This is a genomic window from Tistrella bauzanensis (assembly GCF_014636235.1).
Classification (GTDB): Bacteria; Pseudomonadota; Alphaproteobacteria; order Tistrellales; family Tistrellaceae; genus Tistrella; species Tistrella bauzanensis.
This window is the reverse complement of the sequence record NZ_BMDZ01000002.1, coordinates 132810-150259: the sequence shown is the minus strand read 5'-3', so window position 1 is coordinate 150259 and position 17450 is coordinate 132810. Positions and strand designations below refer to the sequence as shown.

The following is a 17450-nucleotide window of genomic DNA, read 5'->3' as shown; positions in this document are numbered from 1 at the left end:
GGTGGGTGAATGAGCGAGCAAAGCGAAGACGACAGCCAAAAAACCGAAGAACCAACGCCGAAAAAGCTGGAGGACGCTCGCAAGAAGGGCGAGGTCACCTATAGTCAGGAAATCAATCACTGGCTGATGCTGGTGGCCATCACCATCGTCATCGCCGCGGTTCTGCCGGCGGTCGTGCGCGACATCGGGGTTGGCCTGAAGACCCTTTACGCCGGTGTCGACAGGGTACCGATGGACCCGGGCGCCATCGGCAGGCTGCTGCGCGAGCTGGCCCTGCAGATGCTGCTCTGGCTGATGCTGCCGGTGCTGGTGTTCATGGTTGCAGCCCTGGCCTCGGGGCTGGCACAGCGCGGGGGCACGGTGTCGGCGGAATCGCTGAAGCCGTCGCTCAGCAAGATTTCGCTGATCGGCGGGCTGAAGCGGCAGTTCTCGGCCAAAGCCCTGGTGGAATTCCTGAAAGGGTTGATCAAACTGCTGATTGTTGCCGGCGTCTCCTGGCTGGTGGCGCGACCGCGGCTGGACGATCTGGACTTGGTGGCACGCGAGGCCCCGATCACGCTGATCGAGCGCATCGCCGATGACGCCTTCGTCATCGTGATGGCGGCAGCCTGCGTGATGAGTGTGGTGGGCGCCGCCGACTACGCCTTCCAGCGCTTTGAGTTCATGAAGAAGATGAAGATGTCTCAGCGCGAGGTTCGCGACGAGATGAAGCAGAGCGAAGGTGATCCGATCATCAAGTCGCGGCTGCGGCAGATCCGCATGGAACGCGCCCGCAAGCGGATGATGGCGGCGGTGCCGACCGCGGACGTTGTCATCACCAACCCCACGCATTTTGCGGTTGCCCTGAAATACGATCCGCCCAAAATGCCGGCGCCGGTGGTGGTGGCCATGGGCGTGGACGCGGTTGCCTTCCGCATCCGTGATCTGGCGCTGGAAAGCGGCGTGGCGGTGGTGGAAAATCCGCCGCTGGCACGGGCCTTGTGGGATACCGCCCAGATCGATCGCGAAATTCCGTTCGAGCATTATCAGGCGGTGGCGGAAGTGATCGGCTATGTATTCCGGGCGAAAGGCCGACGGGTGCGCGGATGAGCGTCTTCGTGGCATGATGTGGCGGCCGGCGCCATGCGAGCAGATGGCGGCGTGATGGCAGACGGAAGCGGATCGGGGTCGGGACCGGCATGGCGAGCGACAGCATGAAAGCGGCAGCGACGGCACTGATGCGCGATCTTGTTCTCGGAATCGCCGGCATCGCGGCGGTTGCGGGCGGTGCCGGAAGTGTGCTGGGGGGCATGGTGGCGGTCGTCCCCGCGGCTGTGGTCATCGCTGCGGGCCTGTTGCTGATCATCCTGGCCGGCACGCGGCTGGCGCGCAGTTGCATGCTGGCGATGGCGTCGGGTGACGTCGCGGCCGCGTGGGTGCCGGCATCCGCGGTCGTCGCGGCGATGCCTGGCACCGGGCTGCCGGAGGCATCCCGACGGGAGCCATCCGACGATCAGCCAGGTGTGATGCCCCGGCTGGTGATGGAGGACGGGCCGCCGGCCCTGGCCGAGGCACTGCCCGAAGGCCGGCTCGACCTCGATGTCATGCCGCAGGATACCAACGAGATCCGGTTTCGCCGGCTGTTCGATCTGGCACCGATCGGCATCGCGCTGGTCGACGATCGTGGTGGCATCATTGCCGGCAACGCGGCCCTGGCCCGGCTGGCGGGCGAAGAGGCATTGGAGCCGGACCAGACCCTTGCCGAGCTGATCGTGGCCGACCGGCGGTTCGCGCTGGCCGAGGCGCTGGACGGGGTGTTCAGGGGCACTGAGCGCCCGGGGGTGCCGATCGAGGTCTCTTTCCGCCAGCGGCCCGACCGGGTGGCCTCGCTGCTGCTGCGACGTGCCGATGAGGAACGCATGACGGCGGCGCTGGTCCATGTGATCGACGTCACCGAGCGCAAGGAACTTGAGGTCCAGTTCGCGCAGTCGCAGAAGATGCAGGCGGTGGGGCAGTTGGCGGGCGGCGTCGCCCATGATTTCAACAATCTGCTGACGGCGATGATCGGCTTCTGCGACCTGTTGCTGATGCGGCATCCACCCGGTGACGCATCCTTCGCCGACGTCATGCAGATCAAGCAGAACGCCAACCGTGCCGCCAATCTCGTGCGTCAGTTGCTCGCCTTCTCGCGCCAGCAGACATTGCAGCCACGTGTGCTGGACATCACCGACGTTCTGGCCGAACTGACCCATCTGCTGCGCCGGCTTCTGGGCGAGGCGATCGTGCTGGACGTGCATCACGGCCGCGATCTGGCGCCGGTCCGGGTCGATCAGGGCCAGCTTGAACAGGTGATCATCAACCTGGCGGTCAATGCCCGCGATGCGATGCCGAGCGGCGGGCAGCTCTCGGTCGCCACCCGCAATTTCGCCAGCGAGGACACGCTGGCGATGGATCGTGACTGGATGATGGCGGGCGGGCGCGAGCGGGTGCCGACCGGCGACTATGTGATGGTCGAACTGCGCGACACCGGATCGGGTATCCCGCGCGATATTCTGCCCAAGATTTTCGAGCCGTTCTTCACCACCAAGGCGGCCGGGCAGGGCACCGGGCTGGGGCTCGCCACGGCCTATGGCATCGTGCGGCAGACCGGCGGCTTCCTGTTCGTGCGCAGCGAGCCGGGGCGGGGCACGGCGTTCCGCATTCTTCTGCCACGCCATACCGAGGTCGAGACCACCGGTCTGGAGATCGATCTGGCGCCCGAGGCACCGGTGGCGCGCCGGTCCGATATCGGCGAGACCGGTGGACGTGTTCTGTTCGTGGAAGATGAAGCGCCGGTGCGTGCCTTTGCCGCCCGGGCGCTGCGCCAGCGCGGCTTCACCGTGGAAGAGGCCGAAAGTGCCGATGCCGCGGCCGCTCGCCTGGATGAACTGGTCGAGGCCGGTATCGACGTCATGGTGACGGATGTGGTCATGCCGGGCATGGACGGGCCGACCCTGGCCGAGAAGGTCCGCGAGCGGCTGCCGGGCATCTCGATCGTGTTCATCTCGGGCTATGCCGAAGACACCTTCCGGCGCCGTCTGGGCGACGACCCGAATGTGCGTTTCCTGCCAAAGCCGTTCAATCTGAAGCAGTTGGTTCAGACGGTGCGCGATGCCATGGACGAGGCCGTCGAATAACCGCTACAGATTGCAGATGCCGAATGCCGGGCATGATGATGAGCGGACGATGGACGGGGTGACGCCGGAGCCGTATCGGCTGCGGGGAGGGGACGGGATGCGCGGCGCGAAACCGCTCCGGCGTCGGCTGGCGAGGGACCGGCGCCTCAGGTCGCGCGGGTCCGCCGCCAGGTCTCTTCAAAATTGCTCCAGGCGGTGAGGAAGGCCTCTTTCTTCTCGTCAAACCGCCGATCGGGTGCCGCCTGCAGTTCCTGATAGCGCTGGGTGACGTCTTCCCACGATTTGGTCAATTCAGTGCGGGCGCGATTCGAGCCGTAGTCATCCGCAAGCTGCAGTTCACGAACCCGCAGCGACACCTCGGCATCCCACCGCTGGATCTCGGACCCGGCCGCCTGTTCGAAGCGTACTCTTTCCTCGGCGGTGCCGGGCAGGGAGTTGCGCAACGGCACCGGCTGATTGGTCCCGGGGTCGGTTTCGGGCGCGGCTTCCAGTGTCTGAGCATCGACAGGGCCGGGGCGCTCCATCGGATCTTCTGCCAGTGCCGGGGTGATGGTTGCCACTGCGCCGGCACAGGCGATCGCCAAGGCCATGGCGAGCAGACTGTCCATCCGTTTCGCGCTGCTGTCGGTCATCACATGACCCTCCTGTTCCCGTCCGCCGTCCGATGCAAATCCGCGGGGCGGCCCGCGGTCCCTCGACCGGATCGATCCTCTACTGAACCGACTGCGACCCGCCCCTCGGTACGGATGATGCTCTCAGTCGCCGCGGCCGCGACACGGACAAAGCTGTGACAGAAGCAGGACGGCGGATGTCACGAGAGGGTGCCGCAGGGCGGCGGGCCGGGACGCGACCCACCGGGTTCATGGGTTGAGCCACAGCCGGAAATTGCGATTGACGGGGCAAGGGCACGGTCAGCGATCAGGGGCCGGTTTATCCGCACGCGGCTCTTGCGCGCCAGAACAAAATGAGTACATAGTGATGGCAAGCGGCGGTGCTTGCATCGGTTGAGCGCCTGTGGAACAAGAGAGGCGTGGCCATGGTGCCCATGGTTCAAACCGAACTGCGCCTGATAGGCAAGGACGAGATGGACAAGCAGAAGGCACTCGAAGCGGCGCTCGGTCAGATCGAGCGTGCGTTCGGCAAGGGCTCGGTCATGAAGCTCGGCCAGCAGGAGCTGGTCGACGTGGATGTCGTGCCCACGGGATCGCTCGCACTCGATATCGCACTCGGCGTCGGCGGTTATCCGCGCGGCCGGGTCGTCGAGGTTTACGGTCCTGAAAGTTCAGGCAAGACGACGCTCGCCCTTCACGCGATCGCCGAGGCGCAGCGCGGCGGCGGCACCTGCGCCTTCGTGGATGCGGAACATGCGCTGGACCCGTCCTATGCCCGCAAGCTGGGCGTCAACATCGACGAGTTGATCATCAGCCAGCCCGATACCGGCGAGCAGGCGCTTGAAATCGCCGATACGCTGGTGCGGTCGAACGCGATCGACGTTCTGGTCATCGACAGCGTCGCGGCCCTGACACCGAAGGCCGAGCTGGAAGGCGAGATGGGCGACAGCCATGTCGGCCTTCAGGCCCGGTTGATGAGCCAGGCGCTGCGCAAGCTGACCGGCTCGATTTCCAGGTCGCGCTGCGTGGTGTAAAGACGAGGTGGTCGGCAGCCAGACCCGCGTGAAGGTGGTGAAGAACAAGGTGGCTCCGCCGTTCAAGCAGGTCGAATTCGACATCATGTATGGCGAAGGCGTGTCGAAGAGCGGCGAGCTGGTCGATATGGGTGTGAAGCAGGGCATCGTCGAAAAGGCGGGCTCCTGGTATTCCTATGGCGAGCAGCGCATCGGTCAGGGCCGGGAGAACGCCAAGACGTTCCTGCGCGACAACCCCGACATCGCCCGTGATATCGAGAACCGGGTGCGCGAGGCCTATGGCCTTGGCGCCAATAAGACCCCGTTGTCGGTGGTTGGCGGCACGGCTCTGAAGCTGGCGCCGGAGGCCGAGTGATCCGGCGCCATCGGCCGCGCACGGCTGCCGCAGATGCGGCAGCCGTGGACGAGTGGTGTCCACGATCCGTGTACACGCGCCGTGGACAAGTGGTGTACACGCAGGTAAAACGGCTGGACCTTCGCGGCTGAGCCTTCGGACGGGTGTGGGATGCGGATGGACCACCTGCACGCCCGGCACCCGCGCGGAGCGCTCGCCCTCGTCTGCGTTCCGGGCACTCCAGAGCCCGAGGCCCCCTTTGCGTTCAACCACGGGATGGCGTTTCGACCATGACCAGCGCGACCGAGATCCGCCGGACCTTCCTCGATTTCTTTGCGAAGAACGGCCATGAGGTCGTTGCGTCCAGCCCGCTGGTGCCGCAGAACGACCCGACGCTGTTGTTCACCAATGCTGGCATGGTCCAGTTCAAGAACGTCTTCACCGGCGCCGAAAAGCGGCCCTATGATCGCGCGACCAGCTCCCAGAAATGTGTTCGCGCCGGTGGCAAGCACAACGACCTGGACAATGTTGGCTATACGGCGCGGCACCACACTTTCTTCGAGATGCTGGGCAATTTCTCGTTCGGCGATTACTTCAAGGAACAGGCGATCGAGCTGGCCTGGAACCTGGTGACGCGCGAATTCGGCCTGCCCAAGGACCGGCTGCTGGTGACGGTCTACCACACCGACGACGATGCGGCGGCGCTGTGGCGCAAGATTGCCGGGCTTGGTGACGATCGGATCATCCGCATCCCCACCAGCGATAATTTCTGGGCGATGGGCGACACCGGTCCGTGCGGCCCGTGCTCCGAGATCTTTTTCGATCACGGCGAGGGCATCCCCGGCGGTCCCCCCGGCAGTCCTGACGAGGATGGCGACCGGTTCATCGAGATCTGGAACCTGGTGTTCATGCAGTTCGAGCAACTGGCACCGGGCAACCGCCTCGACCTGCCGCGGCCGTCGATCGACACCGGGATGGGGCTGGAGCGGATCGCCGCGATCCTTCAGGGCCATCACGACAATTACGACATCGATATCTTCCGCCGGCTGATCACCGCCTCGGCCCAGGCCAGCGGCACCGATACCGACGGCCCTTACAAGATGTCGCATCGGGTGATCGCCGATCATCTGCGCTCGGCCGGCTTCCTGATCGCCGACGGCGTGATGCCGTCGAATGAAGGCCGCGGCTATGTGTTGCGCCGGATCATGCGCCGCGCGATGCGTCATGCCCACAAGATGGGTGTGCCCGAGCCGCTGATGTATCGTCTGGTTCCGGCGCTGATCGAGACCATGGGCGATCATTATCACGAACTGCGCCGTGCCCAGGCCCTGATCACCGAGACGCTGAAGCTGGAAGAGACCCGCTTCCGCCAGACGCTCGATCGCGGCATGCGGCTGCTTGAGGAAACCACCCAGACCCTTGGCGCGACCGAGCGGCTGCCGGGTGATGTCGCCTTCAAGCTCTATGATACTTATGGCTTCCCGCTCGATCTGACCCAGGACGTGCTGCGCGCCGACGGCCGCGGCGTCGACACCGAGGGGTTCAACGCGGCACTGGCCGAGGCGCGGGCCCGGGCGCGGGCATCATGGGCGGGCTCCGGTGAGGCTGCGACCGACCGGGTGTGGTTCGATGTCCGCGACACGGCCGGTGCCACCGAATTCCTCGGCTATGGTGCGACCGACGCCGATGGCGTGGTCAAGACGATTCTGGTCGATGGCGCGCAGGTCGATGCCGCCGAGGCCGGCGCCAAGGTGTCGGTGATCGTCAACCAGACCCCGTTCTATGGCGAGAGCGGCGGCCAGATGGGCGATACCGGTCGGATCACCACGCCCGACGGGCTGGATATCGAGGTCACCGAGACCGCGAAGAAGCTGGGCGATCTGCATGTTCATATCGGCCATGTCGTGGCCGGCCGGATCGCTGTGGGCGAGGCCGTGCATCTTGCGGTGGATGTGGCGCATCGCGATGCGCTGCGCGCCCATCACTCGGCCACCCATCTTCTGCACGCGGCCCTGCGTCGTCGCCTGGGCGACCATGTCACCCAGAAGGGGTCGCTGGTGGCACCCGACCGGTTGCGGTTCGATTTCTCGCAGCCGACGCCGATCGCGCGTGAGGATCTGAGGGCGATCGAGGCCGACGTCAACCGGCTGATCCGCAGCAATGCCGAGGTCGGCACCCGGCTGATGACCCCGGATGAGGCGATCGCTCAAGGCGCCATGGCGCTGTTCGGCGAGAAATATGGCGACGAGGTCCGGGTCGTCGACATGGGCGCGGTCCTGGGCGAAGACGGCCGCAACATGCCGTACTCGGTTGAACTCTGCGGTGGCACCCATGTCAGCCGCACCGGCGATATCGGGTTGTTCAAGATCGTGGCCGAGGGCGGTGTCGCCGCCGGTATCCGACGGATCGAGGCGGTGGCCGGCGATGCGGCGCTGGCCTTTGTGGAAATCCAGCAGGACCGGCTGGCCGAAGCCTCCGCGACCCTGAAAGTGGCGCCGGGCGATCTGGTCGACCGGATTTCCAGCCTGCTCGACGAGCGCAAGAAGCTGGATGTCGAGCTTGCGAAGCTGCGTCGCGAGATCGCGACCGGTGGCGCATCGGGGGGCGGCGAGGCGCAGATCGAAGAGATCGGCGGCGTGCGCTTTGCCGGCCGCGTGCTTGATGGCGTGCCGGCCAAGGAGCTGCGCGGTGTCGCCGATGCGCTGAAGAAACAGGTCGGCTCGGGCGTGGTCGCGATCGTCGGCGTTCATGACGGCAAGGCTGGTGTCGTGGTCGGTGTCACTGACGACCTGACCGGCCGGTTCAGCGCCGTCGATCTTGTGCGCGCCGCCGCCGAGGCGATTGGCGGCAAGGGCGGTGGCGGCCGCCCCGATCTGGCGCAGGCCGGTGGCCCTGAGGCCGACAAGGCCGCCGATGCGGTGAAGGCCGTGGCGGCCGCACTCGCCGGCTGACCGGCTGTTGCGATTGTGAAAGCGTCCGAACGGGCGGCAGGCATCGGACCTGCCGCCCGTTTTTTCTGCCCGCCACCGGTTCACCGGATGAGGGCGCGGGATAGGGCTGTCGGTGCCACAGCCTTCGGATGTATGTTTCATGTTCGTATCGCCCATGGATGGACGGTCCGTTGCGAATCAGGTCGATCACCGGCGGTGTGCTGCGTGTCGGCGGACGGAGGACAGCTATATGGCCTTGAGGCATGGCGGGCTGACGCCCCTGGAGATCGGACCGTCCGGCATCGGCGGCCTTCTGGTGCTGACCTCCGGTGAGGTGACGCCGCGCATGACGCGCGCGCTTTCGGTCATGCCGGGGATGGCGGGCATGGTGGCCGGGTGGATCAATGCCAGCCGGGCCCCGGGCCCCGAGAGCTGGGAGGCCGATAGCTGGGCTTATGCGATGACCCAGCTGCCGTACACCACGCCCGGACAGCTCTCTCCCGGCCGCTTCTCGTTCACGGGGCCATCCGCGGCACTGCCGTCGGAATTGCTGGCATTGGTCAGCCCTGAGCCGGTTTCGGGCGCATATCCCGCCTGGACCAGCCATCTGACGATGCTGGCTGAAGACATGAAATGGCGGGTGCGCAGCCAGACACGGTCATACCCGCTGGTATGGCTGGTCGTCTCGATCAGCCACCACAAGGCCTCGATCGGCCTCTGGCGCGCGGATCTCGGCGCCAGCCCCGCCGTCGACCTGATCGCGCATCCGCCAGTCGCGGAGCCGGTCACCATCGACCAGGATTATGTCAGCGGGCGGTGGATGTTCGACATCGCCGTTCTCGATGACGACACCAGCTATCGCAATCTGACCAGGCTGCTCGATGCGGTCGACAAGGTGAATGTGATGAGGACCCGGACCGGCTGCCGGCTCACGCTCTGATCGCAGGCGCGGCCGGCGCAGCCGCAATGTCGTTCCGACACGGTTCGTTGGCGGATTGCCCTCAATTCCAGTCGTCCGGCTCGGCGGTCGTCACCCGCAACAGGTGGAAGCCGGCCTTCAGGTAGGTGGCGAAGGCACGCGGGTGGTCGGTGTCGTCGGTGTGCAGCACGACGCTGCCGCAGCCGGCAGCGAAGGCGTGGCGGATGGCGTGATCGAGCAGGAACGCTCCCCAGCCGCGGCCTTGTGCGGCGGGGGCCAGGCCGAAATGCACGATCTCGGCAGCCGGTGCCTCCGGCGTGCCGTGGGCGAGATCGAGTTCGACGAAGCCAAGCACCGTGCCATTGCCGTCCTCGGCCAGGATCACCCGCCGTCCCGGCCGGGCCAGGATCGTGCGCAGGGCCTCAGGCGCCAGGTCCAGACGTCGCGACCAGCCATGTGGTGCCCCCACGGCCCGATAGGCCGCGAGATAGGCGGCCGGGTCGGCGTCGGCGATGCGCAGATGCAGGTCGTGCGGCTGCTGACGTGAGGGGCCATCCGGCGCCCGGTTCATGCCGAACCAGCTGAAGATCACCCGATTGCCGGTCATGACAGCGCCTCGCGGACAAGGCTGTCGAGTGCTGCCGCCGGATCGGCGTCGATGGTGATGGCAACCAGGGTTGGCTTGTCCGGCAGCGAGGCATCGGCGTTGAGCGGCATCGGCGGATAGAGCCGGTGCTGAACGCCGTGCAGCGCCAGCGGCGGGCGCTCGCCCTCGGCCGGCAGCAGGCCCTTCAGCCGCAACAGCCCCGGTCCCATCGCCGCCGCCAGATGGTCCGCCGCCCTGACGATCCGATCCTGCGGCGTGCCGGCGGGCAGGGTCCGCATGGCGGTGGCGATCCGGGCATCGGCGGCTTGATGATGGTCATGATCGTGCCCGTGCTCATGATGATGCCGGTGGCCGGGCACCGTGCAACTGCCGTCCGCGCAGGCCATCCGGTCGGCGGCGGCTTCGGCGGCAAGCCAGGCTCGGGCGGTGTCGCCATGGGCATCGGGCGCATAGGGCAGGGGGCTGATCAGCGTATCGACGGCATTCAGCGCCACGTCGCGGTCCATGATCCGGGCGCCGGCATTCAGGGCCATTATCCGTTTCATGAGCGTCGTGATGGTCCCGGCGTCGGTCAAATCGGTTTTTGTGATCACGATCCTGTCGGCCAGAACCACTTGCCGCAGGGCTTCTTCATGACGGTCGATCTGGCCGGCGCCATGTTCGGCATCGATGCAGGCGATGATGCCCGACAGCGCGAACCGCGCCGCGATCAGGGGGTGGGCGGCCAGCGTGTGGATGATCGGTGCCGGATCGGCCAGCCCGGTGGTTTCGATGATCACCCGGTCCAGCCGGTCGATGACGCCCCGGGCGTGATCGAGATGCAGGCGCATCAGCGCGTCGGTCAGGTCCGACCGCATGGTGCAGCAGATGCAGCCGGCGTCGATCGCCACCTGACGCTCGCTCGCCGCGCGCAGCAGCACATGATCGATGCCGGTCTCGCCGAATTCATTCACGACCAGCGCGGTCGCGGGGGCCAGATCCGGGCGGCCGCGGAAGATGTCGGCGATCAGACTGGTCTTGCCGGCACCGAGGAAGCCGGTGATCACCAGAACGGGAATGCGCCGTTCGGCCACAATGCACTCGGGCATAATGCGTTCGGCCATGATGCGTGCAGGTCTCCGGCAGGCGATGGATCGAGGCGACAACAGTAAGGGCGAACGACGACGCCCCGCAAGGCGTGGACCTTGCGGGGCGTCGTCTGGTCGGACATGTACCTGGCGAGCGATCAGAACCCGATCAGGAGGCCATGGCCTTCTTCAGGTTCTCGTCGATCTTGTCGAGGAAGGCCGTGGTGTTGAGCCAGGGCTGCTCCTTGCTGATCAGGATCGCCAGATCCTTGGTCATGTGGCCGTCTTCCACCGTCTGGACGCAGACGCGTTCCAGAGTCTCGGCGAAATCGATCAGCGGCTGGTTATCATCGAACTTGCCGCGATAGCCCAGGCCGCGCGTCCAGGCAAAGATTGAGGCGATCGGGTTGGTCGAGGTCTCGCGACCCTTCTGGTGCTCGCGGAAATGACGGGTGACGGTGCCATGGGCGGCTTCGGCCTCGACGGTCTTGCCATCCGGCGTCATCAGCACCGAGGTCATCAGCCCCAGCGAGCCGAAGCCCTGCGCCACGGTGTCGGACTGGACGTCGCCGTCATAGTTCTTGCAGGCCCAGACGAACCCGCCTTCCCACTTCATGGCCGAGGCGACCATGTCGTCGATCAGGCGATGCTCATAGGTGATGCCGGCTGCCTTGAACCGGTCGGCAAACTCGGCCTCGAACACGTCCTGGAACAGATCCTTGAAGCGGCCGTCATAGGCCTTCAGGATTGTGTTCTTGGTGGACAGATACACCGGGTAATTGCGCTGCAGGCCATAATTCATGCAGGCGCGCGCAAAGCCGCGGATCGAGTCGTCAAGATTGTACATCGCCATCGCGACGCCCGAACCCGGGAACTTGAAGACTTCGTATTCCTGAACCTCACCGCCGCCCTCGGGCTCGAAGCGGATGGTCAGGCGGCCCTTGCCGGGCACCTTGAAGTCGGTGGCGCGATACTGGTCGCCAAAGGCATGGCGGCCGATCACGATCGGCTGGGTCCAGCCCGGCACCAGGCGCGGCACGTTCTGGCAGATGATCGGCTCGCGGAACACGGTGCCGCCCAGGATGTTGCGGATCGTGCCGTTGGGCGACTTCCACATCTGCTTCAGATTGAATTCCTCGACGCGGGCCTCGTCGGGGGTGATGGTCGCGCATTTGACGCCGACGCCGTGCTTGGCAATCGCCTCGGCGGCATCCACCGTGACCTTGTCACCGGTCGCGTCGCGATGCTCGACGCCCAGATCGTAATAGAGCAGATCGACATCGAGATAGGGCAGGATCAGCTTGTCCTTGATGAACCGCCAGATAATGCGGGTCATCTCGTCACCGTCCAGTTCGACGACGGGATTGGCGACCTTGATCTTGGTCATGCGGACGATCTCCTCGGCGATACCGGTACCCAAAGGGCACCGTTGCGACCGGGGCGGCACCGCAGCCGGGACGGCTGCGGGCGGCAGAACGCCGGTCGCGATCGGCGCGCAACATAGCACCCTGCGCCGCACTTGCAAACCGGTGGGTCGCGGATTGGCGCACCGGGATGGCGTCACCGGTCGCGGACCTTGACCGGCGGCCGACATCGGCCGACCTTTGGGCCTGCCAGCCACCATGATCCGTCCATTGTCTGCGATCCGAAAGGCCGCTTGCCCCGTGTCCGACATCCCCAGCCTGATCGAGCATCCGATGGCGGTCACCCTGATCTGGCCGCTGATGATCGGCCTGCTGCTGCCGCCGGCGCTGCGCTGGCTGGCCGGCAGCACCACCGGCTGGCGGGTGGCGGTGGTGGCGGTGCCACTGGGCCTGCTGGCCGGGCTGGTGCTGATGCTGGGCCGGCCGGCGCTGCCGCCGCCATCCAGCACCCAGAAACTGCCCTATGTGCTGACGGCCGCCGCCGCTGCCGCGGCACTGATCGGCCTGTTGAACGGGCGGGTCGCACGGTTCGCATCCGGCCTTGCCTGTGTGCTGGTGGTCGGTGGTGGCGTGCTGTGGATGCTGGGCGGCCGGCTGCAGCGTTACGAAACCGTCGATCTGGTGCTGCTGCTGGGCGGGCTGGGCCTGGGGCTTGGCGTGCTGATTGCCCGGCTGTCGTTGCGTGCCGATAGCGATGGCGCCGGCCGCATGGTGCTGGTGATCCTTGGCGCCGCGGGTCTCGGCGCCGTGGCGCTCCATGGCGGCACGGCATCGATCGCGCAGGCCGGTTTCATGCTGGCGGCGGCTGGGTTGGGCTTCCTGCCCTGGCTGCTGCTGCCCGGCCGTGCCGGTTTCGGGGCGGCCGGGGTGGTCGCGGCTGTCGGCGCCTTGGCCCTGATCGCGGCCCATCTGGTGATGTCGCGGCCAAGCGGGTTGATCGCCGCCTGTCTGGCGATCCTGCTGCTGGTGCCGTTTGCCGATGGCCCCGCGCGGCGGATCACCGCCCGTATCGGCGGCAGGCTCGGCAGTATCTGGGCGCGGCTGGCAGGGCTGGTGGTCCTGGCCGCCGTGGCGGTGGTGCCGGTGCTGATCGCGGTGGCGATCGCAATGCTGGTGGGCGCGGGCCTGCCGGGCTGACCCGAGGCATTCGAGGCCGGCGGGCCTGCGCCCGCAAGCGCTTGAGCGGAAAAAAGAAGCGGCCGGCCGCCCCCGTTGCACATTGAAGCAGAACCGCGTGGCGTTTAATGTTCCGAGCGGACGGGAACGCGTGACCACGCCAGGGCGGCGCCGGTCCGCAGGGGAGGCATCGGTGACGTCACGCAGAATTGCCATCAGCGCGGCCCTGGCCGCGATCATTGCCATCGCGGCCGGCTGGCTGCTGTGGGGACGCGACGACGCGGCCCCGGTTTCAGCCAACCTGCCGGCGCCGCCGGCCCCCGCTTCCGCGCAGGCGCCATCGGCGCCGTCGGCGCCGGACGTCCCGACCTCCGCCAGCCAGACGGCACCGGCCCAGACAGCGCAGGGCCAGACAGCGCCGGCCCAGACAGCGCCGACCCAGACAGCGCCAGCCGCTCAGGTGGTGGCACCTTCGGAACCCGCGACGCCCGCTGCGCCTGCAACGCCCGCATCCACGGCGGCGCCGGCGCCGGCGACACCCGCCGCGGATGCAGCCGGCCGTGACGTGCTGGTGAAGGCGCCCGATGCCGATATGGCGCCGGTGGCGGCACCGGCCACGGGATCGGTTCCCACACCCCTGGCACCCAGCTTCGACATCGTCCGGGTCAATCCGCGTGGCGATACCGTGGTGGCGGGCCGGGCCGAACCCGGATCGGACGTCGTGCTGCGCGACGGCGGCACCGAAATCGGCAGGGCGCGGGCCGATGATCGCGGCGAATGGGTGATCCTTCCCGACAAGCCGCTGAACCGTGGTACCCGCGAACTGGACCTGGACGCGACCCTGCCGGGTGGCGCCCATGTCAAATCCGACGACGTCGTGATGCTGGTGGTGCCCGATGATGCGCCGGAGGCCGCCACGGCCACTGTCGCCGACCGGGGCGAGGCGGTGCCACCGGCCACACAGGAACAACCCCTGGCCGTGCTGGTGCCGCGTGACGGCGACGGTGTGGGCCGGCTGCTTCAGCGCAGCGACCCGGATGCCGCCGGCGTGTCGCAAGGCCCGCTCAGCCTGGAGGTGATCGATTACGACGCCGAAGGCCGGGTCAGCCTGTCCGGGCGGGCCAAGGCTGGTTCAGAAGTGCGGATCTATCTGGACAACGACCTGATCGCGACCGCCCGGCCCGATCCGGATCGTGGCGGTCTGTGGGTGGTGACCCCCGAGGGCCGGATCCCCGAGGGCAAGGCGACGCTGCGCCTGGATCTGATCGATGGCGACGGCACGGTTCTGGCTCGGCTGGAGACGCCGTTCTCGCGTGCCGCATCGCCGATGCTGCTGCCGGAAGGTCAGACCTATGTCGTCATCCAGCCCGGCGATTATCTGTGGCGCATCGCCCGTGCCACCTATGGCCAGGGCCTTCGCTATACCACCATCTTCGAAGCCAATCGCGACCAGATCCGCAACCCCGACCTGATCTATCCGGGGCAGGTCTTCGTGCTGCCCGAGGGGCAGAGCTGAGACGGGCAGGGCCGGGGCCTCAGCCGCCGGCCCGCCGGCTTGACACCAGCGCCGCCACCACGCCCACAAGGCTGATCGCGCCTGCGACGATGCCCACCGCGCCGAAGCCCCAGGCGGCCATCACCAACCCCATGGCGCCGGCGCCGATGCTGATGCCCAGATAGGTGATGGCGCTCATCAGCGCCATCACCAGCCCGCGCGCAAGGCCGGCGCGTTCCGTGGCGAGCGTGTTGACCGCCGTCACCACCAGTCCCTGGGCCAACCCCCACAGGATCAGCACGGCCTGGAAGGCGACCGGAACGCCCATGACGCGCGGCAAGGCCACCAAGGTGATCGCCAGCACCACCAGGGCCAACGTCAGCACCCGGTCCTTGCCGACCCGGTCGACCAGGCGGGCATTCAGCGTCGATCCCGCCAGCCCCAGCCCGTACCACAGCACGATGCCTCCGGCGGCGGCGGCGCCACTACCCTCAGCCATGCGCAGCGCCGTGCCGACATAGGCATAGATGCCATAGAACGAGACCATGTTGGCAAGGTTGGTGGCCAGCAGCGCCGCCACCCCCGGCCGGGTCACGGCATGGGCCAGTCGTTCCAGAAATCCGGCACCGCCATGACCGGCCGCCTGCGGAACCCCACCCATCCGGCTCGCCACCGATGGCGGCTGCGGCAGCCGCAGCACGGTCATGGCCAGGATCAGGATCAGCCCGGCCGCCAGGAACAACGTGCCGCGCCAGCCCAGATACTCGCCCGCAATGCCGGCCAGCGGCACGCCGGTGACCATGGTGATCGCCCAGCCGAACATCACCCGGCCCATCACCCGGCCGCGGGCCGCGAACGGCACCATGTCGCCAACATAGGCATAGATCGTGGGCAACACTGCGCCGCAGGCGAAGCCCGACAGCACCCGTGCCGCCAGCAGCATGCCGAAACTCTGCGCCGTGGCGGCGATGACGCCCGCGACGGCCGCCAGCACCATGCCGCCCGCGATCAGCCGCCGCCGTGGCAGATGGCCGGCAAACAACCCGAACAGCGGCGCCGATACGGCCACCGCCAGCCCATAGGCGCTGATTGCCAGCGCCGCATCGGTGACATCCATGGCGAAATCGGCCGCGATGTCGATCAGCAGCGGCGCCACCGCAAAGGCTTCTGTGCCGATGCCGGCCACCGCCGCGATCAGGGCAGCCACCGCCCAGCCCGGCAGGCCGCCCCTCATCTCGGCAGCGGCATGCGATGGTGATGGTGGACAGGAACTGGACATCGGCGGCACCACGAATCCTTTGGGGGGAGAGGATCGTGGCGCAGCATAGCCGAACCGGCGTGTCGCGGAAGGGGGAACTGGCGCTCAGCCGGAGGTCACCGTCCGGTCCAGGAGTGTGACGGTCAGTGTGTCGACCATCGCGGGATCGAGATTGAGCTGCGGGGCCGAGAAGCGTTCGGCGAACGCGAAGTTGTAGGCCTGGGAACTGGGGTTCAAGGTGGCGGCCCACTGGTTCCAGTGGTTGGTGACGCCCGCGGGCCACAAGGCCGCGAACAGCAATCCCTTGGCCGGCAGGGTGGTAAACCAGTCGGAACTGGCCATGTCGCCAACCGCGACACCGTTGCCGGAGACCTTGACCGTTGTGGCCGAGCCGATGGCGCCAATGTTGAGGCCGGCGAAGAAATCGCCAAGGATCCAGCCATAAACGTCGTTGCCCGGCGTCTGAAGCGCGCCACCGTTCAGCGAGAAGGCGGGGGAGGCGCCATAGCTGGCGGCTGGGTTCAGCAGATTCCAGCGGTCGATGGTGATGGTGACGCTGGGGAAGTGGCCTGTGCCGCCAGCGAGCGTGATCGTGCCGGCCTTATCGATTGAGGCTTTGAGATCGTAGGACTGGGCCGCATAGCTTGGACCAGTCTCTTGGGAGTTGCCGGCAAATTGTCCCTTGATCGTGGCGATGCGGCCATTACCGAGGCTGGTGAAACCAGGGGCGGGCGAGGCCGTGCCGGGGCCGAAGCTGCTGATCAAGGCATCGTAATAGGACAGGAAGGTGTTGTAGGGCGTGGCGGGAAGGCCGGGCAGGGCATCGGTTGAGGGCGATCCGAAGGGCGGATAGCTGTTGGGGCCGATGATCCTGACAAAATCGCCAGCCCCGTTGGTGACCACGCCTGACGCGGGTGAGAGCAGTTGATCGGCAACGCCGGTTGGCAGGGCGTTGCCGTCCTTGGCGAAGGCTTCGATCACCGCCTTTGCCGTCGGTGTCGATTGCACGGGATTGCTCAGCGCCGCCAGTGCTGTGTAGAGGTCGGCGGCGGTGGTTGTACCGGTCAGCCCCGCCAGATGCCCTACAGGCACCTTATTCAGCGAGGTCGACAGGCTCATCGGAATGCTCCAGAAGTCGATCGCGGTCAGATCCGCGCAACTGTAGACGGTTCCATCGAAGGTCAGCTCGAATTTGTCGAAGACATTGTCATTGTCTGACAGGATCGATGCATTCGGATTTATAGTGCAGCCATTTTTTGCATAAGCCACATATATACGACCACTGGTCGTATTGTTGATAATGAAGCTGTTGATTGTTGAAAGGGCGTACCAGCTCTGCGCGGTCATGGCCGTGCCATTGATGCTCGCGTTGAGCGATGAGCCCCAGAATCCAAGGTATAAGTCGGTATCGGGAACTGCCGACAGATTGTCGACCGTGAGGGTGATGGATGCCATTCTGCCGACCCTTCGGGTTTATTGTTGTCATATTTCGCAAAGACG

12 protein-coding genes and 1 pseudogene are annotated in these 17450 nt (G+C 66.6%); 7 read left to right on the top strand and 6 right to left on the bottom strand.

The window, feature by feature from the left end:
• The first annotated feature begins 9 nt into the window (after positions 1–9).
• Both flhB and IEW15_RS01785 read left to right on the top strand, forming a co-directional pair.
• Positions 10–1089 (top strand): flagellar biosynthesis protein FlhB, encoded by a 1080-nt coding sequence (flhB, locus tag IEW15_RS01790; RefSeq protein ID WP_188574263.1) that lies wholly within the window; start codon positions 10–12, stop codon positions 1087–1089.
• Between the two features lie 89 nt (positions 1090–1178).
• Entirely contained in the window at positions 1179–3155 is a 1977-nt protein-coding gene (locus IEW15_RS01785) for an ATP-binding protein (protein WP_188574261.1), read from the top strand.
• A gap of 146 nt (positions 3156–3301) precedes the next feature.
• On the opposite strand, the gene IEW15_RS01780 is transcribed toward IEW15_RS01785, so the two are convergent.
• On the bottom strand, positions 3302–3787 hold the full coding sequence (locus IEW15_RS01780) for a hypothetical protein (protein WP_188574259.1): 486 nt from the start codon (positions 3785–3787) through the stop codon (positions 3302–3304).
• A 413-nt stretch (positions 3788–4200) separates the two neighbouring features.
• Here IEW15_RS01780 and recA point away from each other — a divergent pair.
• The 3 genes and pseudogenes from recA (at position 4201) to IEW15_RS01765 (ending at position 9004) form a co-directional block, all read left to right on the top strand.
• Positions 4201–5155: pseudogene (gene recA, locus IEW15_RS26445) on the top strand (recombinase RecA).
• 269 nt (positions 5156–5424) lie between these two features.
• Positions 5425–8085, top strand: a complete 2661-nt coding sequence (gene alaS, locus IEW15_RS01770; RefSeq protein WP_188574257.1) for an alanine--tRNA ligase — start codon at positions 5425–5427, stop codon at positions 8083–8085.
• Positions 8086–8314: 229 nt separating this feature from the next.
• Entirely contained in the window at positions 8315–9004 is a 690-nt protein-coding gene (locus IEW15_RS01765) for a hypothetical protein (protein ID WP_188574255.1), read from the top strand.
• Between the two features lie 61 nt (positions 9005–9065).
• Here the strand turns inward: IEW15_RS01765 and IEW15_RS01760 are convergent, their stop codons facing one another.
• From IEW15_RS01760 to IEW15_RS01750, 3 genes are all read right to left on the bottom strand, one after another.
• Positions 9066–9590: a GNAT family N-acetyltransferase gene (locus IEW15_RS01760; protein ID WP_188574252.1), complete on the bottom strand. Its 525-nt coding sequence runs from the start codon at positions 9588–9590 to the stop codon at positions 9066–9068.
• Positions 9587–10693 carry a CobW family GTP-binding protein gene (locus IEW15_RS01755; RefSeq protein WP_188574250.1) on the bottom strand — a complete coding sequence of 369 codons (1107 nt, stop codon included), beginning with the start codon at positions 10691–10693 and terminating at the stop codon, positions 9587–9589. The genes IEW15_RS01760 and IEW15_RS01755 overlap by 4 nt, the downstream gene beginning before the upstream one ends.
• 133 nt (positions 10694–10826) lie before the next feature.
• Positions 10827–12044 carry an NADP-dependent isocitrate dehydrogenase gene (locus tag IEW15_RS01750; protein ID WP_188574248.1) on the bottom strand — a complete coding sequence of 406 codons (1218 nt, stop codon included), beginning with the start codon at positions 12042–12044 and terminating at the stop codon, positions 10827–10829.
• 277 nt (positions 12045–12321) lie between these two features.
• On the opposite strand from IEW15_RS01750, the gene IEW15_RS01745 reads away from it, so the two are divergent.
• Together IEW15_RS01745 and IEW15_RS01740 are read left to right on the top strand one after the other, a co-directional pair.
• Positions 12322–13218, top strand: coding sequence for a hypothetical protein (locus IEW15_RS01745; RefSeq protein WP_188574247.1), 897 nt, complete (start codon positions 12322–12324; stop codon positions 13216–13218).
• Positions 13219–13390: 172 nt separating this feature from the next.
• A complete protein-coding gene (locus IEW15_RS01740; RefSeq protein WP_188574245.1) occupies positions 13391–14713 on the top strand; it encodes a LysM peptidoglycan-binding domain-containing protein in 1323 nt (440 codons plus the stop codon).
• Between the two features lie 19 nt (positions 14714–14732).
• Here the strand turns inward: IEW15_RS01740 and IEW15_RS01735 are convergent, their stop codons facing one another.
• Positions 14733–15971 carry an MFS transporter gene (locus IEW15_RS01735; protein WP_188574243.1) on the bottom strand — a complete coding sequence of 413 codons (1239 nt, stop codon included), beginning with the start codon at positions 15969–15971 and terminating at the stop codon, positions 14733–14735.
• Between the two features lie 84 nt (positions 15972–16055).
• On the bottom strand, positions 16056–17405 hold the full coding sequence (locus IEW15_RS01730) for a hypothetical protein (protein ID WP_188574241.1): 1350 nt from the start codon (positions 17403–17405) through the stop codon (positions 16056–16058).
• Positions 17406–17450: the final 45 nt, after the last annotated feature.

What these genes read in the sequence shown, in the direction of transcription:
- flhB (WP_188574263.1), top strand. Translation starts at nt 10, where the DNA reads ATGAGCGAGCAAAGCGAAGACGACAGCCAAAAAACCGAAGAACCAACG.
- IEW15_RS01735 (WP_188574243.1), bottom strand. Translation starts at nt 15,971, where the DNA reads ATGTCCAGTTCCTGTCCACCATCACCATCGCATGCCGCTGCCGAGATG.
- IEW15_RS01730 (WP_188574241.1), bottom strand. Translation starts at nt 17,405, where the DNA reads ATGGCATCCATCACCCTCACGGTCGACAATCTGTCGGCAGTTCCCGAT.
- IEW15_RS01760 (WP_188574252.1), bottom strand. Translation starts at nt 9,590, where the DNA reads ATGACCGGCAATCGGGTGATCTTCAGCTGGTTCGGCATGAACCGGGCG.
- IEW15_RS01755 (WP_188574250.1), bottom strand. Translation starts at nt 10,693, where the DNA reads ATGGCCGAACGCATTATGCCCGAGTGCATTGTGGCCGAACGGCGCATT.
- IEW15_RS01765 (WP_188574255.1), top strand. Translation starts at nt 8,315, where the DNA reads ATGGCCTTGAGGCATGGCGGGCTGACGCCCCTGGAGATCGGACCGTCC.
- IEW15_RS01780 (WP_188574259.1), bottom strand. Translation starts at nt 3,787, where the DNA reads ATGACCGACAGCAGCGCGAAACGGATGGACAGTCTGCTCGCCATGGCC.
- IEW15_RS01785 (WP_188574261.1), top strand. Translation starts at nt 1,179, where the DNA reads ATGGCGAGCGACAGCATGAAAGCGGCAGCGACGGCACTGATGCGCGAT.
- IEW15_RS01750 (WP_188574248.1), bottom strand. Translation starts at nt 12,044, where the DNA reads ATGACCAAGATCAAGGTCGCCAATCCCGTCGTCGAACTGGACGGTGAC.
- alaS (WP_188574257.1), top strand. Translation starts at nt 5,425, where the DNA reads ATGACCAGCGCGACCGAGATCCGCCGGACCTTCCTCGATTTCTTTGCG.